A 21,551-nucleotide genomic window follows, 5' to 3' on the forward strand; every position below is an offset into this window, starting at 1 on the left:
CTCGACTCTACAGAACAGCGGTCAGCCGTCGTTCGTCGTGGCGGGCAACACGACAGCGGTCAGCCGTCGTTCGTCGTGGCGGGCCACAGAACAGTGGTCAGCCGTCGTTCGTCGTGCCGGGCAATGCCCGCTCAGCCGCCGCCTTCGGTCGGCAGCGGCGCGGGCACGTTCAACAACCCACCATCGGCCACGTAGGCGGCCAGCGCCTGGCCCTGGCTCAGCAGGTGGCGTTCCATCGTGCGTTCGGCGGCCTGCGCGTCACGGCGGCGGAAGCAGTCCATCAGTTCGCGGTGTTCGGCCAGCGACTGCGCGGTGCGGCCCGGTGCCAGCAGCTGGCGGCCACGGTGCATCTTCAGGATGCGGTGCAGGTCGTGGGTGATGCGGATCAGCCACGGGTTGCCGGCGTAGTGCTGCACGGTTTCGTGGATGAGGTAGTTGTTGCGGTAGTACTCGGCGATGTTGCCGTTGGCGGCGGCCTCTTCCATCGCCGCATGCAGGTCTTCCAGCTGCTGCACGCCGGCGTCGTCGATGTGCTTGACCGCTTCATGCGCGCAGCGGCCTTCCAGCATCGCCATCACCGGGAACAGCTGGTTGAGGTCTTCCAGCGTCAGCCGGGTGACCCGCGCACCGCGGCCGGCATCGATCTGCACCAGCCCTTCGGCTGCCAGCAGCTTCAACGCCTCGCGCAGCGGCGTACGGCTGATGCCGAGTTCCTCGCACAGGGCGGGTTCGTCGATCCATTCGCCCGGCGGCAGCCGGTAATCGTAGATGCGCTCGCGCACATGCTCGGCCACCTCTTCGTACAGGGGGGCGCGCTTCTTCGGCGAACGCGGGGCGGGAGCAATGGCCATGGTGGAAAGTGTACTGCCTCCATGCGTGGAACCTGTATCGGGGTGGGGAAAAGCGATGCGGGGAACGACGGGGGAAAACGGTTGGGGGAAACCGATGCGGGGACAACGGCGGGGTAGAGTCGACTGTCAGTCGACTATCGCGCGAAGCGCGGGGTTTTCCGGCGTTCATGCGAAGAGCAGTCGACCAACGGTCGACTCTACCCGGCAGAAGGGCGCCGGAATCGTCCGGCGCCCCTCGCACTTACATCCAGCCCGGTACCACAAACACCAGCCAGGCCAGCAGCGGGCCGAACGCCACCACCAGGCCGCTGTAGACCAGGAAGCGGCGGAACAGCGTCTCGCGCTCTTCCTTCGCGGCCGAGGCCACCACCAGTGCGCCGTTGGTCGAGAACGGGCTGACGTCGACGATGGTCGACGATACCGCCAGCGCGCAGATCACGCCGGCCGCACCCAGATGGCCCTGCAGCAGGAACGGCACCGCCAGCGGAATGGTCGCGCCCAGCACCGCCGCCGACGAGGCGAATGCAGACACGATGCCGCCCACGTAGCAGACCAGCAGCGCACCCAGCAGCGGGATGCCGATGCTGGACACACCATGGCCGATGAAGTCCACCGCGCCGGCATGTTCGAGCACGCCGATATAGGTCACCACGCCGCAGATCAGCAGCACGGTCGACCAGCTGATGCCATCCACCGCACCCTTCTGGCTCTGCGGCGAGAGCAGGGCCAGCACCACCGCGACGGTGATCGAGACCAGGCCGACGTTGAGGTTGTAGATCAGCGCGGCCACGCCCAGGCCGAGCAGGCCGATCAGGGTGAACAGACGCTCGCGGGTGAAGCCCACCGCATCCAGCGCGGCCGGATCATTGGACAGCGTGCCACCACCGGCGGCAACCAGCGCGCCGTGGCCTTCGATGGCGAACTGCCGCGACGAAGCCTGCGGGCCACCGGCCATGGCCAGCTCGGCGTTGCCCACGCCACCGGCGGCGGTGATTGAACCGCGACGCATCAGCGCGATGCCACCGAAGGCCAGGAAGCAGATGATCGCCATCATGAAGTTGAAGCCGAGGCTGGTCAGGAACACTGCCATCTCGGTCACTTCCAGGCCGGCCTTCTGCACCACGCCGTTGGTGATGCTGCCGTACACGCTGATCGGCGAGAAGCCACCGGCCTGCGCACCATGGATCACCAGCAGGCCCATCATCAGCGGGTTGATGGTGTACTGCTTGGCGAAGCGCAGTGCGACCGGGCCGATGATGGCCACCGCAGCCGGGCCCAGCGCGCCGAAGGCGGTCAGCACGGCGGTGATGACGAACATCACCCACGGAATGGCCACGATGTGGCCGCGTACCGCTTTCACCGCCCAGTGCACCAGCAGGTCGATGGTGCCGTTCTTCTGCGCGATGGCGAACAGGTAGGTGATGCCGACCAGGGTCAGGAACAGGTCACCGGGGAAGCCGGCGAGCACGTCCTTGCCACCCATGTCGACGAAGATTCCGCCGATGATGAAGGCGAGGGCGAAGGCAACCGCTCCCATGTTGATGGGCATCGCGGTAGCGACGATGAACATGATCACCAGACCGATGATCGTTGCGATTTGTGGACTCATGCGCCCTCCCAGACACGTGACTCGGGTACAGCTCGGATGGAGACCCGCCATCCCGGGGTAAGGCGTCGTACAACGTGATGCGTGATACGTACTGCTCGAACCCGTTACTGCAGCCGCTCCAGCGCGCTGCGGACCCATGCCGCCGCGCCGTCCAGGCTCTGGAACTCTTCCACCGCGCGCACCTCGCAGCACGGGTAGGACGGCGCGACCATGCGCGCCAATGCATTGCCCGGGCCCAGCTGCAGGAGTACCCGCGCGCCGCGCTCGAAGGCCTGGCGCATCACCTGCGCCCATTCGATGCTCTGTGCCAGCTGCGCCGACAGCGTGTGCACCGCTGCCGCGCGGTCGCGCACCGGGCGCGCATCGATGCCGGCCAGCAGCGGCACGCGCGGGGCCTGCAGCGGCGAGGCATCGAGTGCGGCGGCGAACGGTGCGACGGCAGCGTGCAGCAGCGGCGTATGCGCGGGGACATGCACCGGCAGCGGGCGGATCTCCGCGCCCCGCGTGCGCGCGGCATCGGCCAGGGCCTGCAGGCAGGCCTGCGTGCCGCCGACGATGAAGTGATCGCGACCGTTGGCAATCGCTACATGTGTGCCGTGTGCATCACACAGCGGCTGCAGCGTGTGGCGCTCCAGCCCCAGCACGGCCTGCATGCCTGCATCGGCGGGGCTGGCGGCGTCCATCAGCCGCGCGCGCTGCGCGGCCAGGTCCAGGCAGGTGCTCGCATCAACGCTGCCGGCAACCGCATGCGCGGCCAGTTCACCGATGCTGTAGCCGGCCACCAGCAGCGGTGCCGGCAACGCATCGCGCAGGCCGTGCCAGTGCGCCAGCGTTGCGGCACACAGCAGCGGTTGCGCCACTGCGTTGTCGAAGCGTGCTTCGTCGGCGGCGGCCGCGAACACATCACGGCCGAGCACGGCGCTGGCCGACGCCAGCACGTCGCGGGCCGCAGGCAGCTCGCGCACGCGGTCGAACATCGCCGCGTGCTGCGCGCCTTGTCCGGGGCAGAGCAGGGCCAGGCTCATGCGCCCTCCTGCTGCAGCAGGAACCAGCTGCAGGCCAGCAGGTCGGCGCTGCCCCCCGGGCTCAGGCGGCGCGCGACGAAGCCCTCACCGATGTCGTGCAGGCGTGCCTGCCAGCCAGGTGCAAAGGCACCGCCCGCCTCGATGAAGAGCCGTGCCTGCTGCTGCGCCCAGGCCAGGCCATCGGCGCCGCCACGGTGCAGCAGGTTGAGATCGTCCACCTGCGCGACCAGCTGCATCAGGGTGTGGGACATCGCCGCATCACGCGGCAGGCCGTTGTGCAGGGCATGGCGCAGGGTCGGTACGGCCAGCTCGCGCAGCAGGGGGTAGCCGGCGGCGGCCTGCTCGCGCACGCCCGCGACACCGTGGCGCAGGCGCGCGCGCTGGCCGGGGCTGGAGGCATCCAGCGGCGCAGCGGCGAAGTCATCGGCCCAGTGCTGCACAGCCAGGCAGACCTGCGCGGCGGGCGCGGCGGGCGCGGCCTGGCCGTGCTGGCGGCGGCAGCGTGCGGCAGCGGCCACCAGCAGGCCCAGGCTGAAGATGGCACCGCGATGGGTATTGATGCCGCCGGTGGCGCGCAGCATCGCGTGCTCGGCGGCGATGCCGTGCGCGCGCAGGCTGGCAAACGGCGCATCAGCAGCGCCGGCGTCGGCTATCGCGGTGAAGTAGTGGCGCAGCGCGAACAGGCTGCGCAGAAACGTGCCGGCATCCATGTCGTCATGGCTGCCGGTATTAAACGGAGTGACCAGGCCCGGCTTGGGTGCGCAGGCCAGTTCGGCATGCAGGCTGGCGATGGCCAGGCGGCCCAGGCGCGCGCTGTCGACGCGGCGCGCGACGGGGCGGTCAGCATGGGCGAGGGCGTTCATGCGGCCACTCCGGTGGCCGCGAACAGCCGGTCACGGGCTTCCAGCGCGGCGCCTTCCAGGCGCTTCACCAGCACCTGGCGGCTGCCACCGGCGTATTCGCGCCAGTTCACCGCGCCGCCATCGCCCAGGCACAGTTCGCCATCCACGCGGCGGCCGTACTCGCGTTCCCAGCCCTGCAGGCGCGCGACCACTGCGTCGGCCTGCGCAGCGGCATCCACCTGCCACAGCAGGTCGATATCCGAAGCGGCATGCACATAGGGCAGGCCACTGAGATGCTGCCAGGCGAAGGCACCAAACACGCGTGCAGGCGCGATGTGCGCCAATGCGTGCAGCGCCAGCTGCCAGTCATGGGCAACACCGGTGGCGAGGATCGCTTCCAGCGTCGGCGGCGGCTGCTGGCGCACTACATCGTGCAGCGGTACGCGCAGGGCGATGCGCTGCTTGCCTTCGCTCGGCGGCAGCGGCACGCCCAGGCGAAGGCGCGGGTCGGGATCATCCACGGCGCGCCGCGCCACCATCGCTGGCAGCCCCTGCGCAAACCACGCCGCCAGGCGCGGTTCGTGCGCGGCCACGTCGGCCCGCCAATCGGCATGCGCCGACAGCCAGGCCAGCGTGTGGCGGGCGGGCCGGTCAGGCATCGCCGCGGACCACCGCAGTGCAGACATCCGCTGCCAGCGCACGGCCGCCGCGCTCTGCGCCGCGTGCGGCACGCAGGTCGCCGTCGCTGGGCGTGCGCAGCGCCTGCAGCAGGTGCTGGGCAAGGTCGCCGTCCCACAGCGAATCGACCGCGCCCATCGACACGTAGTTGGCCACGCCCGGCGCGAACACCGGCGAGCTCTGGCTGAGTGCCTGCAGCTTCTCCAGCGGTTGCTTGGTCACCCGTGCCATCGCGCGCAGGTCCATCACCCGCACCTGCGCATCGGGCAGGGCATGGATGTGGTCGGCCATCAGACCGAAGGACAGGAAACCACCGCTCACCGATTCACCGTAGACCAGGGTGACCAGGCGCGCGCCACGGCGGCGGGCCAGGTCGAGGGTCTGCGCGAGATGGGCGAAGTAGCCGTTGATGCCCAGCAGTTCATCGCGGCGGGCCAGCCGCTGGCCGGCGGTGTCGGCTAGCATCACGATCGGTCGCTGCGGATGCGCAGCGGTGCTGGCCAGCACGGTGTCGGCCAGGGCCAATGCATGGTCGACGCCGACCTCGATGCGGTCGGTGGTGCCGATCACCGTCACCTCGCCATCCTCGGTGGTGGCCGTGCCGGTCAGCACCGAATCCTGCACGTCGATGCGGTGCCCGCGCGGGAACAGGGCGTCGAGCAGGGTCTGCAGCGGGGCGCTCATGGCAGGCTCCGGTCGGCGGTGGCGGCAAGGAAGGCGTCGGTGTCCAGCAGCGGCAGGCGCTCGGGTTCGGCGATGCCCTGGCGTACCCAGATCTCCAGTCCATCGCGGCAATCGCCCCAGGCCTGCACGCGTGCCTTCAGTGCGGCATGGCGGGCCTGCAGGGCGTTCAGTGCGGTGTCGGTATCGCCGCTGGCGGTGTCGGCCTGCAGTGCATCCGCGGCGGCACGTGCAAACGCTTCGATGGCGTCGGGCACCAGCACCTGCGCCTGGTCGATCAGGTAGCGGTGCTTGCCGCCGGTCACGCGCCAGACCAGGGCGCGGTCGCGCGAGTCGAATTCTTCCACGCCGCGCACGGTCTCGATCACTTCCGGCCCGGATAGCGACAGCCGGCCTTCCTCGGACATGATGACGGTGGTGCAGCAGCGAGCGACGATGCCCATGCCGCCAAACGCACCATTGCCGCTGCCGATCAGGGCGACCACCGGCACGCCAGCGGCGCGTGCGCCCAGCGTTGCACGCATGATTTCGGAGATGGCGATCAGCCCCGCGTTGGCTTCGTGCAGGCGCACGCCGCCGGTATCCAGCAGCAGGAGCACGCCGTCGGGGCGGGTTTCTGCGGCGCGGCGCAGCAGGCCGGTCAGCTTGGCGCCGTGCACTTCGCCGACGCCACCGCCCATGAATTCACCCTGCTGCGCGGCTAGCAGCACGCGCTTGCCCTGCAGCGTGGCCTCGCCGACGACAATGCCATCGTCGAATGCAGCCGGCTGGTCGAGCTGGGCCAGGTGCGGGCTCATCACCCGTCGCGCCGGGCCGAGGAATTCGCGGAACGAACCGGCGTCGATCAGGCCGGCGATGCGTTCGCGCGCATCGGCTTCGTAATAGCTGCGGCGTTGCACGTGGCTCATGGCGTGCCTCCGGCCAGCAGGGTTTCCACGGCCTGGTCCAGGCGCAGGCTGACCACGGCCGGGGTCGCGCCGGCATCGTTGATCGATATGCGCACGTCGCGCAGCGGATGGCGCTGCGCGAAATCGGCGATGACCGCCTGCCAGATGGTGCCGAAGCCCTGCGCGGCGGTGATGATCCGCACCGTCATCGCACCGTCCTGCACGGCGGGCTCCAGCAGGATTTCCAGGTTGCCCGAGGCGAGCACGCCCACCAGCACCGCATCGCGAGGGAACTGCACCGGGGTGCGGCCGTCGAATCGATAGTCGAGGGTTTCCATGCTCTGTCCCTTACCAGTTGCGGAAGCGCTTGGGTGGGTCGTACAGGCCGCCGGACCAGCGCACCAGGTCCTTCACCGAACGCGCGGCCAGCAGGTCGCGGCTGGCATCGCGAGGCGAGATGCCGAGATCTTCGGGGCGGCGGATCACGCCACGGTCGCGCAGGTTTTCCACCATCGCGCGATCGCGCCCGAGGCCGACAGCGGTGTAGCCGGACACGCCGCGGATCGCCTGTTCGCGCTCCTCCGGCGTGCGGCACAGCAGCAGGTTGGCGATGCCTTCCTCGGTCAGTACGTGGCTGACGTCGTCGCCGTAGATCATCACCGGCGGCAGCGGCATGTCCGCGCGCTCGGCCAGTTCCCAGGCATCCAGGCGTTCAACGAAGGCCGGCGCCATGTGTTCGCGGAAAGTCTCCACCATCTGCACGACCAGCTTGCGCCCGCGCGGCATTTCACCCGGTCGCGCGGCCTGTTGCCCGGCCTTGATCCAGGCATCGCTGGCGTGGCGGCGGCCGCGTGCATCGGAGCCCATGTTGGGCGCGCCACCGAAGCCGGCGATGCGGTCGCGGGTGGCGGTGGAGCTGTTGCCCTGCAGATCGATCTGCAGGGTGGAACCGATGAACATGTCGCAGGCATACAGGCCGGCGGTCTGCGAGAACGCGCGGTTGGAGCGCATCGACCCATCGGCACCGGTGAAGAACACATCGCCACGTGCGGCGATGTACTTCTCCATGCCCAGCTCCGAACCGAACGAATGTACCGATTTGACGAAGCCCGATTCGATCGCCGGAATCAGCGCCGGGTGCGGGTTCAGCGCCCAGTGCTGGCAGATCTTGCCCTTCAGCCCCAGCGATTCGGCGTAGGTCGGCAGCAGCAGCTCGATGGCCGCAGTGTCGAAGCCGATGCCATGGTTGAGGCGGTTGACGCCGTACTCTGCGTAGATGCCCTTGATGGCCATCATCGCCATCAGTACCTGGATCTCGGAGATCTGCGCCGGGTCACGGGTGAACAGTGGTTCGATGTGGTTCGGGCGCGGCGCCTGCACCACGAAGTTGACCCAGTCAGCGGGGATATCGACGCGGGGGAGGGTGTCGACGATTTCGTTGACCTGGGCGATGACGATGCCGCCTCCGAAGGCGGTGGCCTCGACGATCACGGGCGTGTCTTCGGTGTTCGGGCCGGTATAGAGGTTGCCGTGGCGGTCGGCGGCCTGCGCGGCGACCAGCGCCACGCGCGGGGTGAGGTCGATGAAGTAGCGGCCGAACAGTTCCAGATAGGTGTGGATGGCACCGATCTGGATGCGCCCTTCGGCCACCAGGTTGGCCAGCCGCACCGACTGCGGGCCGGAGAACGAGAAGTCCAGCTTCGAAGCGATGCCGCGCTCGAACACATCCAGGTGCGAGGGCAGGGACAGCACCGACTGCACCATGTGCAGGTCGTGCACGCGGGCGGGATCCAGGTCGGCCAGGGCCAGGGCGAGGAAGTCGGCCTGCTTCTGGTTGTTGCCCTCGAGGCAGACCTTGTCGCCCGGTTCGAGGAGGGCGTGCAGCAGTTCGGCCACATCCGCGGCGGCGACCTCGCGGCCCTTGGCCCATGGCGCGGCCCGTTCCAGGCGGGCCTGGCGGCTGCGTTCCAACGTGTCCCAGCTCGGGTTCATCGACCGGCTTCCGATTGGCGTTGGAATAATTACGGCATAATTACAGAGGGGTGTGCAACCCGCAGCGCAGCAAAAAGAGGGCCCGCACGCAGGCGGGCCCATTCAGCTAGGCCACGACCGTTGGTCGTGGCGGCGCGGGGAGGCAAGTGCTGACCAACGGTCGGCCCCCACCGGGATTGCGCCAGTAGATCCACGCCGTGCGTGGATGGAGACCCGTGTGGGGTCAGAGCCCTTTCCTGCGGAAAGGGATCCAACCCCGATATGCGGCGGCTTAGAACTTCCAGCGCAGGCTGGCCGCCACGAAGCGCGGTTCGCCGTAGTTGTTGTAGTCCAGGTTCGCCCAGTAGGTCTTGTCCAGCGCGTTGCGCACGCTCAGCGTCGCCGTCCAGTTGTCGCTGATGCGGTAGTTGGCGTTGAACTGCACCAGCGCATAGGCCGGCTGGTTCACCGTCACCGTGCCGCCCAGCGGGTAGGGGATGTTGTAGCCCTGCACCTTGCTCTGCCACTGCACGCCGGCACCGACGGTCAGGCGGTCCAGCACGCCGGGCAGGCGCACCTGGGTGTTCAGCTGCAGCAGGTCCTCGGCCGGGTTCGCGTACAGCAGGTCGGTCGCGGCGCGGGTCACCTTGACGTGGGTGAAGCCGGCATTGACCGTCCAACCCGGCAGGATCTCGCCGTTGATGTCCATTTCCCAGCCGCGCGCCTTGGTGCCGTTGACACCGATGTAGGCCGAGCTGCCATCGCTGAGCGAACCGTCCGGCACGCTCATGTCACGCACCGCGTAGTTGTCCTGCTTGGCTTCGAACACCGCCGCATTGGCGGTCAGGCGGCCGTCGAACCACTGCGTCTTGATGCCCGCCTCGACGTTGGAACCCTGCACCGGCGCCAGCAGGTTCTCGTTCCTGTCCTTGTAGTTCTGCGGGTTGAAGATCTCGGTGTAGCTGGCGTAGACCGACACGTCCGGGGTGATGTCGTAGACCAGGCCCACGTACGGAGTGACTTCGTCGCTGACCTTGTACGCACCGCTGGTGCCGGTGTAGGCGCCGGTGGCGTTGTAGGCGCGGGTGCGGGTTTCCCAGCGGCTCAGGCGTGCGCCGGCGATCAGTGCCAGCGGGTCGGCCAGGCGCAGGCGGGTGGCCAAGTACACGCCGCTCTGCGTGGTCTTGGCCAGGCGGCGCGCACCGGTGCGGGTGTAGGTCACCTCGGAAATGTCGCCGTTCCAGTTGTAGATGTCGGGGATGTAGTAGCAGCGCTCGTTGCCGCAGCGCGCCCAGTCACTCGGGAAGTTCAGCGTGGTGGTGTTGGTAGTGGCTTCCAGGTCCGACCACTGCGTGCCCAGGGTCACGTCGTGCTCCTGGCCCCACAGGCTGAAGGTGCCGGTCAGGTAGGCATCGACGTTGCGGCGGGTGTCTTCGGCATCGCCGGCGGCGGCACGCAGGAAGATGCCCGAGCCGTCCACCGGGTTCGGGTTGCCGGTGCCGTACAGACGCACGTTCTGCACGTTGCCGCGGGTGTAGGAGGTGTTGACCTTCAGCAGCCAGTCGTCACCGAAGCGCTGCTCCACGTTGGCGAACACGGTGCTGGTTTCGCGCTGCCAGTAGCTCCACTTCGGCGACACATTGGTCGAGCGCGGCAGGTGGGCGAAATTGCCTTGGCTGTCGAAGAACGGCACGGTGCCCCAGGTCGAACCCACCGGGTTGTTGTCCTGGGTCTGGTAGCCGACGGTGACCGTGGTGCTGTCGGTCAGGTCGCCTTCCAGCACGGCCATGCCGGCCATCTTGTTTTCCTTGTAGCGGTCGTAATAGAAATCACGATCGGTATAGGCGGCGACCACGCGGCTGCGGAAGCGGCCATCGGCGGTCAGCGGCGCGGTCACGTCGGCCTCCATGCGGCGGTAATCCCAGCTGCCGGCGCTGACCGAGAACGAGGCATCGAACTCCTTGCCCGGGCGCTTGCGCAGCAGGTTGACCGTGGCCGACGGCACGCCGGCGCCGCTGAGCAGGCCGTTGGCACCGCGGATCACTTCCACGCGGTCGTAGAAGGCGGTGTCGTATTCCTGGTTGGTCGAGCCGCTGTAGGTGGGGATGCCATCGACCTGGAAATCGGTGATGGCGAAACCACGCGCGTAGTACAGCGGGCGCTGGGTGTCATAGAAGGACACGCTGACGCCGGTCACATTGCGCATCACGTCGTTGATGCTGAACAGCGATTCGTTCTGCAGGCGGTCCAGGCCGATCACCGTGGACGACTGCGGGGTTTCCTGCAGGGTGATCGGCAGGCGGGTGGTGCTCGACGGCGGCGCCGACTGTTCGGCGCGCACGCTCACCCGGTCCAGGGTTTTGGCGTCGGAGGCATCGGCGGCAGCAAACGCGCTGGGCGCCGCCAGCAGGGACAGCGACGAAAGCAGGGCAGCCGGCAGCAGCGCGCGGCGGGGCAGGCGGTTACGCAGTGTCAAGGACATGGTGGGCTCGAGGGTTGGAAGCGGGGAAGGGTGGCGACAGTCGTCCAGTACCCGGGGCGGCGGCTTCGGGCACATCAGGTCCATCTGGGAGGGCGCAGTCACTGCGCAGGGCGCAAATGTAAATAATTCTTAACAACATTACAATTCGTATCAGCGACAGGGGCGTCCTGGCGCCGGGCACCGCCTTCTGTAGAGCCAAGCCTATGCTCGGCTGCATTTGGCTGGAGCCGAGCATGGGCTCGGCTCTACACCAAAGAGCCGCCCCAAATACGAACGGCCACCCGAAGGTGGCCGTCCGTGTAGGGCAGCGAGCAAGCAGGCTTACAGCGCCTGCAGCTCCTCGTTGGCGTTGCGCTTTTCCGGCGCGGCCGGGGCCAGCGCCGGCGTCGCACCGCCTTCCACCGGCACCTCCAGATACGGCAGGTGCAGGGTCTGGCTGGTCTGCGTGCGGATCTCGTTGGTCAGCGCGGCGTTGTCGTTGAGCTTGCGCCCGTACGACGGCACGATCTCGCGCAGGCGGGTTTCCCAGCCGGCCTTCATCTGTTCCGGGAAGGCCTTGGCCATCAGGTCCAGCATGATCGGCGGCGAGGTCGAGGCACCCGGCGAGGCACCCAGCAGGGCGGCCAGGGTGTGGTCCTTGTCGGTCACGATCTCGGTGCCGAACTGCAGCACCGGGCCCTTCAGCGGGTCGCGCTTGATGATCTGCACGCGCTGGCCGGCCGTCACCAGCTTCCAGTCAGTGGGCTTGGCGTTGGGGAAGTACTTGACCAGCTCGGCCTGGCGGTCGGCATCGTCCAGGCGCGCCTGGGCCATCAGGTACTGCACCAGGTCCAGGTTGTCCTTGCCCACCGAAAGCATCGGGCCGACGTTGTTGTGGTTGACCGACGAATACAGGTCCCACCACGAGCCGTGCTTGAGGAACTTGGTGCTGTACAGCGCGAAAGGCCCGAACAGGATCACCGGCTTGCCGTCCAGCTTGCGCGCATCCAGGTGCGGTACCGACATCGGCGGCGAACCGGTTTCGGCCATGCCGTAGGCCTTCACGTGGTGGCGCGAGGTCACGTCCGCGCCCTGGAAGGCAAGGAACTGGCCGCCCACCGGGAAGCCGGCGTAATCCTTCGATTCGGGAATACCGGACATCTGCAGCAGCTTCAGCGCGGCGCCACCGGCACCGATGAACACGAAGCGGGCGTGGGTGGTGGTCTCGGTGCCGGCCTTGAGGTCCTTCACCGTCACGTTCCAGCTCTTGTCGGCGTTCTGCCGCAGCGCGCGCACTTCATGTTCCAGGTGCAGGCCGAAGTTCGGGCTGCGCTGCAGGCCGGCGGTCAGTTGGCGGGTGATCACGCCGAAGTTGACGTCGGTACCGAGCGGCATCCAGGTCGCAGCGACCTTCTGCTTCGGGTCACGGCCTTCCATCAGCAGCGGTGCCCACTGCTTGATCTGCGCCGGATCCTCCGAGTACTGCATGCCGTAGAACAGCGGGTTCTTCACCAGTGCCTGCTGGCGCTTGTGCAGGTAGGCGATGTTGTCATCGCCCCAGACGAAGCTCATGTGCGGGGTCGGGTTGATGAAGTCGCTGGGCTGGCTCAACCGGCCTTCCTTCACCTGGTGCGACCAGAACTGGCGCGAGACCTCGAACGATTCGGCTATGCCGACCGCGCGCTTGGTCTCGATGCTGCCGTCGGGCAGTTCCGGGGTGTAGTTCAGTTCGGCGAATGCCGAGTGGCCGGTGCCGGCGTTGTTCCAGCCGTCCGAGCTTTCGCCGGCGACGGTGTCGAGCCGCTCGTAGACCTGGATGTTCCAGTCCGGCTGCAGTTCCTGCAGGTAGGTGGCCAGGGTGATGCTCATGATGCCGGCACCGACCAGGACGACGTCGACCGGCTTGTCGTTGCTGGCGGCGGGCACCGAACGCTGGGTCAGCGGCCAGTACAGGAACAGCGCGGCGGCCAGCAACAGCAGCACGAGCAGGGCGATAAGAGCCTTGCCAAATTTCTTCATGGGAATGACTTGGGCGTAGGGAAGGGGGCAGGATGCGCGCTGGGACAGCAAATGGCGTGAAGAAACAATGCCTTGCAGCAACCTGGCGCAATTTTAACCCGATCCGGTCCGGTTTTGATGCAATGCAGCATCCCGCGCGCCGGCGTCACGCGCTCAGATCAGTTCCAGGATCTCGTCGCCCGCCTCGTCCACCTCGCCGGTGGCCTGCCAGCCCAGATGCCGGTAGAAGCCGTGCGAACGCGAGCGCGGATCGGCCGAGCAGGCCAGGAACAGGCGGCGATGGCCGGCGGCGCGGGCGAGTCCGACCACGTCCTGCAGCAGGCGCTGGCCGATGCCGCGGCCTTCGTAGTCCGGCAGCAGGGCAAGCACCAGCACCTCGCCACTGTCGCGGTCGGCGAAACCGTAGCCGACTAGCGTGCCGTCGTTCTCTGCGATGCGGCCGATGAAGTCGCCCTCGGCGATACCTGCTGCCCAGCTCTCCGCGGTGATGCCGAGTTCGGCCAGCTGCGTGGCGCTGAAGGCGTTTTCGCGGGTACGCCCGCGCAGGTCGATGCAGGCGGCTGCATCAGTGGCAAGGGCGGGGCGGTAGTGGATCGTCATGCAGGTTCCTTCGGTAGCGCCGGGCCGTGCCTGGCGGAGGTTCTTAGAGGCCAACCAAGGTTAGCAGCTACCGGTGCGCTGGCGGCATTCAATCACTGCCGATGGTGAAGTACTCCGCAGCGAAGTAGCCCACCTGGTACGCCAGCGCCAGGCCGGCCAGCACCACCTGCGCGCGCGCCGTGCGCAGGTTCCAGCCCAGCACGCAGACCACCAGCATCAGCGCCGTGTGCAGCGGATACGCCTCGCCCAGCAGGCGCCAGCGACTCTGCCCCTTGATCGCGGTATCCACAAGATCCAGAAGCGTCAGCGCGCCGATCACGCTGAAGATCCAGCGCCGGCGCTGCATCAGGTAGGCGCCGTAGCTGCCGAAATCGCGCAGGTCATCGGGAAAGAGCAGGGCGCACAACAGGAACCATGTAGCGCCGTAAGTGATCACGAACAGATAGATCTCGAAGGTCCACTGGTGCACCTGGATCAGGCGGAATTCCCACCACCAGAACGTCACCAGCGACACCAGCGTCCACGCCACCCAGCACAGGTGCAGGGCCGAACAGCCACGTCGCTGCGGGTGCTCGATGATCTGCGCCAGCCCCTTCAGCAGCGTGGTGATCGACAGGCCCAGGATGATGCCCATCACCACGCGGATATGCAGGAACACCGGATCAGTCTGCATCGCCCAGCCCCCAGAAGGTCGGTTGCCGCGATGCTGGCACAGAAACCAGCCCCGCAGAATGGGGTCCCGACAGATCCGCGCGGCTGTTGGTAGGTGTCGACCTTGGTCGACACACCTGTCAGATATCGAACGAATTCATCCACGCATGGCGTGGCTCTACTGTTTCGACCAAGGTCGACAGCCACCAGGACAGAACGCCGTTCTTAAAGATCGCGGCCAACTGTCCAAGGCGGACCCACCCCGCCGACCCACAGGGAGCCGGTTTTTGACATTGATGTTGTTGTTGCCGGCCAGCGGTCGGCACTACCGCTTACGCCGGACCAGCGTGCTCGACGCCTCCAGCACCGCCCGGGTCAGCAGCGCCATCGTCTGCACATCGCCCTTCCAGTGCTGCCAGTACAGCGGCACGTCCTCCCATGCACGCTGCCGCACATACACCAGCCGCCCCGCATCCAGATGGCGCTTCACCAGCGGCAGCGGGTTCATCGTCCAGCCCAGCCCGCCCAGGTTGGCCTGCACGAAGGCCCGGGTGGAGGGGATCCACCACGTTGGCGCCGTGCTCGGCAGCGCATCGCCGGCCATCCGCTGGGCGAAGCGCGACTGCATGTCGTCCTTGCGGTTGAACACCAGCACCGGGGCCTGCGCCAGCGCCTGCGCCGTCACCCCCTTGGCGAAATGGCGCTCGCGGAACTCCGGCGTACAGGTCGCCGCATAGCGGATGCTGCCCAGCGCATGGATCTGGCAGCCCTGCACCGGCTCGTCCAGCGTGGTCACCGCACCCAGCACCGTGCCCTGGCGCAGCAGCTCCACCGTATGGTCCTGGTCTTCCACGCGCAGGTCCAGGGTGGTGCCGGTGTTCAGCGCGAACTGCTGTGCGGCCTGCGGGAACCAGGTTTCCAGGCTGTCATGGTTCACCGCCACCGGGATGCTCGCCTGCGGCAGGTCCTCGTCGGCCAGGCCCATGCGGTGCAGGGCGTCGTGCTCCAGCAGCGCGGTCTGCTCGGCCAGCTGGACCAGCAGCTGGCCCTCGGCGGTGGCCGTGGCCGGGGTGCCGCGCTTGACCAGCAGGCGGCCGATCCGGTCCTCCAGCGCCTTCACCCGCTGCGAGATGGCCGAAGGAGTGACATTGAGCGACTGCGCGGCGCGGTCGAAGCTGCCTTCGCGAATGACCGCAGCCAGGGCCCGCAGCTGGGCATGATCGATGCGCATCGAATTAAGCTCCGCTAATGTTGGTTTAGTAAGTTTAGCTCGTCTTTCAAATGTTGCGGCGCGACAATGACGCCCATTCCGGTGCTGTCCGCCTTCGCGAGGCACCGTCCCCCCAGCAAGACAAGACAAGGCAGTGAATCCCATGTTCTCGGTCATCTCCGCCAGCACCGGCCTCGGTGCCTGGTTCTCTGGTGCAGCTACCGGCGTCGGCCTGTTCGCCGTGGTCGGTGCCCAGAGCGCCTTCATCCTGCGCCAGGGCATCCTGCGCAAGCACATCGTGCCGGTGGTCGCCACCTGTGCGGCCATCGATGCGATCTTCATCTTCGCCAGCGTGGCCGGCCTGCGCACGCTCACCTCGGCGCTGCCGTGGCTGACCAGCGCCGTGCTGTGGACCGGCGTGGCCTTCCTCGCCTGGTATGCGATGAAGTCCGCGCGCCGCGCCTTCGCCGGTGGTGGTGGCATGGGCGAGGCCGACAGCGATGACGGCAGCCGCCGCGCGGTGCTGCTGGCCGCGGTCGGCTTCTCGCTCATCAACCCGCATTTCTGGCTGGACATGATGGTGATCGGCTCGATCGCGGAGAACTTCGGCAACGCGCGCATGGCGTTCGCCGCCGGCGTGGTCACCGCCAGCTGCCTGTGGCTGACCGCGCAGGGCCTGGGTGCCCGCCTGCTGGCGCCGCTGTTCACCAAGCCCAGCACCTGGCGCGTGCTCGACGGCACCATCGCCGTCATCCTCAGCGTCCTGGCGCTCACGCTGGCCATCCGCGGCGTGCACTGAGCACGGCACCGAACACCACACTCTCTCCAAGGTCGTGGCTGCGGCGGCATCGGAAACGGTGCCGCCGTTCTTTTTTGTCCGGGCCGCCGGCCTGGCGCCGGGCACTGGCAGGCCACCCATCGGCCTGCCTACAATCGGGGGGTGCGGACAGGGTGTCCGCTGTATAGGGGGAAGGATGCGCAAGACAATGATGGCCGCGTTGCTGGCGCTGGCCTGTGCCGCGCCGGCTGCGGCCGGTGCCGTGGACCTGGAAAAGTACATCCGCCAGGAGACATTCCAGGACATCAAGATTTCGCCGGGGGGCGACTACTTCGCTGCCACCGTGCCGTTGGAAGACAGCACGGCTGTCGTCATCATGCGGACGTCGGACAACACGCCGATGGGCACTTTCCGCCCGCCCCGCAACAACCATGCGACCAGCTTTGACTGGGTCAGCAACGAGCGCGTGCTGATCGAGCTGTCCGAGAAGTTCGGCTCGCTGGATGAGCCGCAGCGCACCGGTGAGCTGTACGCGGTCAACGCCAATGGCGGGCGCGGCGAGCTGCTGGTCGGTTACCGGGTGGAAGGCAACGGGCCCGGTACCCGCATCCAGCCGAAGAAGGTGGAGGCGGTGGCCGCCTTCCTCACCGACGAGCTGGCCAATGACGACCGCAACGTGCTGGTCGCGGTGTGGCCGTTCGGCAATGATCCCTTCACCCGCGTGGAGCGGCTGGACGTCACCACGGGTCGCCGCGTGCAGGTCGCGGGCTCGCCGGTACGCAAGGCCAGCTTCACCACCGACAACAAGGGCGACGTGCGTTTCGCCCGTGGTGCCGGCGGTGACAACGTCAACAAGCTCTACTACCGCCAGCCGAGCAACAACCAGTGGGTGCTGGTCAACGACGAAGCGGTGAGCAACCGGGTCGAGACGGCCCTTGGTTTTGCTGAAGACAACAGCGTGGCCTACCTGCAGGTCCAGCAGCCGAAGGGCCCGGACGCCATCGTCAGCTGGAACCCGGAGACCGGCGAACGGAAGACCCTGCTGGCCGATGACGTGGTCGATCCGTACCACATCATCTTCCGCAACGGCACCCGCGTGCCGGTGGGTGCGCTGTACCTGGGCGATACCACCCGCAGCCGTTTCTTTGACGAGACGTCGGCCGATGCGCGCCTGTACCACAGCCTGGAAGCGGCCTTCAAACAGCCGGTCTACATCACCTCCAGCACGCGTGATGGCAAGAAAGTGCTGGTGGAAACCTGGACCGGCAACGATCCCGGCGCCTTCTACGTGTTCGATACGGTGGCCAAGTCGGCGCAGCACCTGATCAGCCGCAGCGAGTGGCTGGACGTGGACAAGACCGCGCCGGTGCGCGCTGTCTCGCTGAAGGCCCGCGATGGCCTGCCGCTGCACGGCTTCCTGACGCTGCCGCACGGCAGCGACGGTCGCAACCTGCCGATGGTGGTGTTACCGCATGGTGGGCCGTACCAGGTCTTCGATTCCGGACGCTATGACATGGAATCGCAGATGCTGGCCGACGCCGGCTATGCAGTGCTGCAGATCAACTTCCGTGGTTCGGACAACTATGGCCGCGCGCATGCCCAGGCCGGTGCACGGCAGTGGGGCGGCGCCATGCAGGACGACGTCACCGATGCGACCCGCTGGGCCGTCGCGCAGGGCATCGCCAACAAGGACCGCATCTGCATCTACGGTGCCAGCTACGGCGCGTACTCGGCGATGATGGGTGCCGCGCGCGAACCGGGCATGTACAAGTGCGCCGCCGGCTACGTGGGGGTGTATGACCTGCCGATGATGTTCAGCCGTGGTGATGTGCAGGAGCGTCGTTCGGGCATGACCTACCTGCGCGACTGGCTGGGCGACCCGGCGAAGCTGGGTGCGGTCTCGCCGGTCACCCTTGCCGGGCAGATCAAGGTGCCGGTGTTCCTCGCGGCCGGTGGCGAAGACAAGCGCGCGCCGATCGAGCACACCAAGCGCCTGGAGGCGGCGCTGAAGAAGGCGGGCACGCCGGTGGAAAGCCTGTACTACAGCACCGAAGGCCACGGCTTCTACCGCCCCGAGCACGAGCGCGAGTACTACAGCCGCCTGCTGGCATTCCTGTCCAACAGCCTGGGGGGTGCCAAGGCCAGTGCGGCAGCGGCGAAGGCCAGCGGCAAGGCGCCGTAAGTCCAGTCGTGCGCTTGAGCAGGCCGGGCAGCCAAGGCTGTCCGGCCTGGGAACACCATGAGACCCGCTGCGCTGCGGGTCGGGCTGCCCGCGCTGTGTGACGGCGGGCAGGCCAAGGCGCCCTGATCGGGCGCCGGTGCACGGAGGCTACTTCACCCCGTGCATCATCCGCTTCAGCAGCGGCGCGGCGATGAAGGCCGCCACCGCACAGCCCAGACCGATCCACATCAACAGCCAGAACAGGTGCGCATAAGCGCCTGCGGCCGCCACCCTGTCCAGCGTCTCGCCTTCGGGCACCTCGATCGCCGCCAGCTTGCCGAACAGCGCGGCCAGCGTTTCGGAGAACGCGGTCGCAAGGAACCAGGTGCCCATCATCAGGCTCATCACCCGCGGCACGGCCAGCTGGGTCACCGCCGACAGGCCGACCGGCGACAGGCACATCTCGCCGCTGGCCAGCAGGAAGTAGGCCAGCACCAGCCACCACACGCTGGCCATTTCGCCAGTGGCGCCGACCTGCTGTGCGGCCAGCGCCAGCGGCACGAACGACAGTGCACCGATGACCAGACCCCAGGCCGACTTCACCGGCTTGCCCGGCTCCCAGCCGCGGCGGTCCATCCAGGTCCACAGCGCGGCGAAGGCCGGTGCCAGCAGCACCAGGAACAGGCCGCCCAGATAGGTAAGCGAACCGGCAGTCTGCGGAATCACCAGGCAGTCGCGCACCAGCAGCACCAGCATCAGCGCGACGATGGCGATGAAGAATGCACGTGGCGCGTTCGAGCCAGGGCGACGCTCGGACAGGCGCGCGCTGACCACGAAGCCCAGCGGTGCCAGCAGCAGCGAGACGATCGACCATGGCAGCGGGGTGCCGCCGGTGATGACCAGCGCCGGCACGATGTCCTTGGTCAGCAGGCGGTCGGTGAAGGTGACCCACGAGCCGTAGGACTGCTCGTACATGGTGAAGAACACCAGCGCCATGAAGATCAGCACCATCAGCGCGATCATCTGCTGGCGCTGCACCGGGGTGCACTTGCTGCCAGTGAACCAGGCGAACCAGACCAGCACGCCGCCCAGCACCACCAGCATCAGCATCAGCGCCAGGCTGATCTCGCCGCCGAGGGCGAAGGCGCCGTTGCCGGCGGCCCACATCAGCCACGCCACCGGCAGAACGCCGACCACCGCGCACAGGTAGATCAGCCATTCGCGCGGCAGGCCCAGCACCTTCTGCTTCAGTGCGGCCGGCTGCGGCGGTTCGGCGTGGCCCTGCAGGTACTTCTGGCCCCAGAGGAACATCGCCAGGCCGGCGAGCATGCCGATGCCAGCGGCGCCGAAGCCGTACTTCCAGCCATAGGCCTCGCCGAGGAAGCCGCAGACCAGCGAGGAGAACAGCGCGCCGAGGTTGATGCCGGCGTAGAACAGCGAGAAGCCCGAATCGCGGCGCGGGTCATCCTGCGGGTAGAGTTTGCCGACGATGGTGGAGATGTTCGGCTTGAGGAAGCCAACGCCCATGATGATCAGCGCCAGCGACAGGTAGGTCACCGCCAGGGCCGAGGTATCGCGCACCACCTCACCGTTGACCCGGTAGGCGGCGTGGCCCTCGAAGGCCATGCCGAGGTGACCCAGCACCAGCAGGATGCCGCCGAACAGCACCGCCCGGCGCATGCCCAGCCAGCGATCGGCCAGCATGCCGCCGAACACGGGGATGCAATAGACCAGGCCGCCGTAGGCGCCCAGCAGGTCCAGGCCGGCCTTGTCGCCGAACAGGTGGTACTTGGTGAGATACAGCAGCAGCAGCGCCTTCATCCCGTAGAAGGAAAAGCGCTCCCACATTTCGGTGAAGAAGCAGACGTAGACGCCTTTCGGGTGGCCGAGGAAGTCGTCGGAAGCAATCGCGGTGGAATTCATCGGCGGATTATAGGCGCGCGCCGGGTAGCGCAGCCAGGCCAGGTCGCGGCGGTGGGCCTTGAACCGGCCGAACAGCAGCGTCGGCGGATACATCGCCACCGCCAGCGCGCAGGCCACCAGCAGCAGGCCGGCCACCGAATCCAGCGCGTACAGGCTGCCGTGGGTCGGCCCCCAGATCGCCAGCGCGGCCACGTACAGCAGCTTCAGCACATACAGATGCAGCAGGTAGAAGAACATCGGCGCCGCACCGATCTCGGCCAGCGGGCGCAGGGCGCGGGCCAGCGGCGGCCATTCGTACAGGCGCAGCAGCAACAGGCCCACGCCCAGGGTCAGCAGCAGGAACTGCAGCGACGGCGGGTACTTGGTCACGTTGAACACGCTCATCCAGGTGCGCAGGTCGCTGTCCTGGTGGTGCCACGGCGCATCGCCATAGCCGTTGGCCAGGCGCAGCAGGGCGAAGGCCGCCAGTGCACCCAGCCCGGCCCACAGCAGCCAGCGCTGGCGCTGCGCCGGGTCGCGGTCGCGGGCGAACCACGGCCCCATCAGGTAGCCCAGCACGATCACGCCGATCCACGGCAGTACCGGGTAGGACGTGCGCAGGCGCAGGACGCCGGTCTCGATCCAGTCGCGCTGGTGCAGTACTTTCCACAGCACGGGCAGCACGCCGTTGCCTTCCACGCGCACGCCATCGAACAGGTTGTGGCCGGCCACCAGCAGCACGCCCAGCACCATCAGCGCCGGGCGCGGCAGCCACAGCAGGCCGGCCAGCGCGATCATGCTCAGGCCTATGGCCCAGATCACCTGCAGGTACAGCGTGTCCGGCGGGAACTGGAAGGTCCAGGCGAAGTTGACCAGGGTCAGCTCCAGGACCACCAGGAACAGGCCGCGGTTGAGCAGGAAGGCGGCGATGGCGCGGCGCGGGTCGGCCTGGCGCTGGCCGTACAGCCACGCCGACAGGCCGGTGAGCAGCACGAACACCGGGGCGCACAGATGCGCCAGCAGGCGGCACGCGAACAGGGCAGGGGAGACGCTGGCCGCGTCCATCGGGTCGCCGACCTGGTGCTGCAGGAAGAAGGTCTCGCGCACGTGGTCAAGCAGCATCAGCAGCATCACGGTGCCGCGCAGCTGGTCGATGGAGGCCAGCCGGAGGGAGGGGGGAGAGGGCATGCGGAGCAACGGCCGGGTACAGCATAAAGATATAACA

Annotated in this window: 17 protein-coding genes; 2 read left to right on the plus strand and 15 right to left on the minus strand. The window is 67.7% G+C overall.

The features are described from left to right. Positions 1-131: 131 nt before the first annotated feature. The 14 genes from FJU31_RS17195 to FJU31_RS17260 all read right to left on the minus strand — a co-directional run bounded on the left by FJU31_RS17195 (position 132) and on the right by FJU31_RS17260 (position 15,506). Positions 132-851 carry a GntR family transcriptional regulator gene (locus FJU31_RS17195; RefSeq protein ID WP_150455822.1) on the minus strand — a complete coding sequence of 240 codons (720 nt, stop codon included), beginning with the start codon at positions 849-851 and terminating at the stop codon, positions 132-134. A gap of 241 nt (positions 852-1,092) precedes the next feature. Then, positions 1,093-2,460, minus strand: a complete 1,368-nt coding sequence (locus tag FJU31_RS17200) for an SLC13 family permease (RefSeq protein ID WP_150455823.1) — start codon at positions 2,458-2,460, stop codon at positions 1,093-1,095. Positions 2,461-2,564: 104 nt separating this feature from the next. Next, positions 2,565-3,485: a malonate decarboxylase subunit epsilon gene (gene mdcH, locus FJU31_RS17205; RefSeq protein ID WP_150455824.1), complete on the minus strand. Its 921-nt coding sequence runs from the start codon at positions 3,483-3,485 to the stop codon at positions 2,565-2,567. Continuing rightward, complete coding sequence (gene mdcB / locus FJU31_RS17210; RefSeq protein ID WP_150455825.1) at positions 3,482-4,348, minus strand: triphosphoribosyl-dephospho-CoA synthase MdcB; 867 nt, start codon at positions 4,346-4,348, stop codon at positions 3,482-3,484. The genes mdcH and mdcB overlap by 4 nt, the downstream gene beginning before the upstream one ends. Continuing rightward, positions 4,345-4,986 (minus strand): malonate decarboxylase holo-[acyl-carrier-protein] synthase, encoded by a 642-nt coding sequence (mdcG, locus tag FJU31_RS17215; protein WP_150455826.1) that lies wholly within the window; start codon positions 4,984-4,986, stop codon positions 4,345-4,347. The genes mdcB and mdcG overlap by 4 nt, the downstream gene beginning before the upstream one ends. Continuing rightward, positions 4,979-5,689: a biotin-independent malonate decarboxylase subunit gamma gene (mdcE, locus tag FJU31_RS17220; RefSeq protein WP_150455827.1), complete on the minus strand. Its 711-nt coding sequence runs from the start codon at positions 5,687-5,689 to the stop codon at positions 4,979-4,981. Before mdcE ends, mdcG begins: the two co-directional genes overlap by 8 nt. Further along, positions 5,686-6,594, minus strand: a complete 909-nt coding sequence (locus FJU31_RS17225; RefSeq protein ID WP_150455828.1) for a biotin-independent malonate decarboxylase subunit beta — start codon at positions 6,592-6,594, stop codon at positions 5,686-5,688. The genes mdcE and FJU31_RS17225 overlap by 4 nt, the downstream gene beginning before the upstream one ends. After that, entirely contained in the window at positions 6,591-6,911 is a 321-nt protein-coding gene (gene mdcC / locus FJU31_RS17230; RefSeq protein ID WP_150455829.1) for a malonate decarboxylase acyl carrier protein, read from the minus strand. Before mdcC ends, FJU31_RS17225 begins: the two co-directional genes overlap by 4 nt. Positions 6,912-6,921: 10 nt before the next feature. Continuing rightward, positions 6,922-8,565 (minus strand): malonate decarboxylase subunit alpha, encoded by a 1,644-nt coding sequence (gene mdcA / locus FJU31_RS17235; RefSeq protein WP_150455830.1) that lies wholly within the window; start codon positions 8,563-8,565, stop codon positions 6,922-6,924. 271 nt (positions 8,566-8,836) lie between these two features. Next, a complete protein-coding gene (locus tag FJU31_RS17240) occupies positions 8,837-11,026 on the minus strand; it encodes a TonB-dependent siderophore receptor (RefSeq protein WP_150455831.1) in 2,190 nt (729 codons plus the stop codon). A gap of 321 nt (positions 11,027-11,347) precedes the next feature. Then, on the minus strand, positions 11,348-13,024 hold the full coding sequence (gene mqo / locus FJU31_RS17245) for a malate dehydrogenase (quinone) (protein ID WP_150455832.1): 1,677 nt from the start codon (positions 13,022-13,024) through the stop codon (positions 11,348-11,350). Between the two features lie 153 nt (positions 13,025-13,177). Then, positions 13,178-13,624: a GNAT family N-acetyltransferase gene (locus FJU31_RS17250; protein ID WP_150455833.1), complete on the minus strand. Its 447-nt coding sequence runs from the start codon at positions 13,622-13,624 to the stop codon at positions 13,178-13,180. A gap of 88 nt (positions 13,625-13,712) precedes the next feature. Then, positions 13,713-14,297: a hypothetical protein gene (locus FJU31_RS17255; RefSeq protein WP_150455834.1), complete on the minus strand. Its 585-nt coding sequence runs from the start codon at positions 14,295-14,297 to the stop codon at positions 13,713-13,715. A 303-nt stretch (positions 14,298-14,600) separates the two neighbouring features. Then, on the minus strand, positions 14,601-15,506 hold the full coding sequence (locus FJU31_RS17260; protein ID WP_150455835.1) for a LysR family transcriptional regulator ArgP: 906 nt from the start codon (positions 15,504-15,506) through the stop codon (positions 14,601-14,603). 142 nt (positions 15,507-15,648) lie between these two features. Here FJU31_RS17260 and FJU31_RS17265 point away from each other — a divergent pair, with 142 nt between their 5' ends. Beyond that, entirely contained in the window at positions 15,649-16,284 is a 636-nt protein-coding gene (locus FJU31_RS17265) for a LysE/ArgO family amino acid transporter (RefSeq protein WP_150455852.1), read from the plus strand. Positions 16,285-16,459: 175 nt separating this feature from the next. Next, entirely contained in the window at positions 16,460-18,445 is a 1,986-nt protein-coding gene (locus tag FJU31_RS17270) for an alpha/beta hydrolase family protein (RefSeq protein ID WP_150455836.1), read from the plus strand. A gap of 147 nt (positions 18,446-18,592) precedes the next feature. Here FJU31_RS17270 and FJU31_RS19595 read toward each other — a convergent pair whose 3' ends face one another. Continuing rightward, a complete protein-coding gene (locus tag FJU31_RS19595; protein ID WP_342788469.1) occupies positions 18,593-21,514 on the minus strand; it encodes an oligopeptide:H+ symporter in 2,922 nt (973 codons plus the stop codon). Between the last annotated feature and the right edge of the window lie 37 nt (positions 21,515-21,551).

Source organism: Stenotrophomonas cyclobalanopsidis, from assembly GCF_008710035.1.
Classification (GTDB): Bacteria; Pseudomonadota; Gammaproteobacteria; order Xanthomonadales; family Xanthomonadaceae; genus Stenotrophomonas; species Stenotrophomonas cyclobalanopsidis.

Coding starts and splice junctions, on each gene's coding strand:
- FJU31_RS17195 (WP_150455822.1), bottom strand. CDS start 851: ATGGCCATTGCTCCCGCCCCGCGTTCGCCGAAGAAGCGCGCCCCCCTG.
- mdcC (WP_150455829.1), bottom strand. CDS start 6,911: ATGGAAACCCTCGACTATCGATTCGACGGCCGCACCCCGGTGCAGTTC.
- FJU31_RS17240 (WP_150455831.1), bottom strand. CDS start 11,026: ATGTCCTTGACACTGCGTAACCGCCTGCCCCGCCGCGCGCTGCTGCCG.
- FJU31_RS17260 (WP_150455835.1), bottom strand. CDS start 15,506: ATGCGCATCGATCATGCCCAGCTGCGGGCCCTGGCTGCGGTCATTCGC.
- mqo (WP_150455832.1), bottom strand. CDS start 13,024: ATGAAGAAATTTGGCAAGGCTCTTATCGCCCTGCTCGTGCTGCTGTTG.
- FJU31_RS17270 (WP_150455836.1), top strand. CDS start 16,460: ATGCGCAAGACAATGATGGCCGCGTTGCTGGCGCTGGCCTGTGCCGCG.
- FJU31_RS17255 (WP_150455834.1), bottom strand. CDS start 14,297: ATGCAGACTGATCCGGTGTTCCTGCATATCCGCGTGGTGATGGGCATC.
- FJU31_RS17200 (WP_150455823.1), bottom strand. CDS start 2,460: ATGAGTCCACAAATCGCAACGATCATCGGTCTGGTGATCATGTTCATC.
- mdcE (WP_150455827.1), bottom strand. CDS start 5,689: ATGAGCGCCCCGCTGCAGACCCTGCTCGACGCCCTGTTCCCGCGCGGG.
- FJU31_RS17225 (WP_150455828.1), bottom strand. CDS start 6,594: ATGAGCCACGTGCAACGCCGCAGCTATTACGAAGCCGATGCGCGCGAA.
- FJU31_RS17265 (WP_150455852.1), top strand. CDS start 15,649: ATGTTCTCGGTCATCTCCGCCAGCACCGGCCTCGGTGCCTGGTTCTCT.
- FJU31_RS17250 (WP_150455833.1), bottom strand. CDS start 13,624: ATGACGATCCACTACCGCCCCGCCCTTGCCACTGATGCAGCCGCCTGC.
- FJU31_RS19595 (WP_342788469.1), bottom strand. CDS start 21,514: ATGCCCTCTCCCCCCTCCCTCCGGCTGGCCTCCATCGACCAGCTGCGC.
- mdcA (WP_150455830.1), bottom strand. CDS start 8,565: ATGAACCCGAGCTGGGACACGTTGGAACGCAGCCGCCAGGCCCGCCTG.
- mdcG (WP_150455826.1), bottom strand. CDS start 4,986: ATGCCTGACCGGCCCGCCCGCCACACGCTGGCCTGGCTGTCGGCGCAT.
- mdcB (WP_150455825.1), bottom strand. CDS start 4,348: ATGAACGCCCTCGCCCATGCTGACCGCCCCGTCGCGCGCCGCGTCGAC.
- mdcH (WP_150455824.1), bottom strand. CDS start 3,485: ATGAGCCTGGCCCTGCTCTGCCCCGGACAAGGCGCGCAGCACGCGGCG.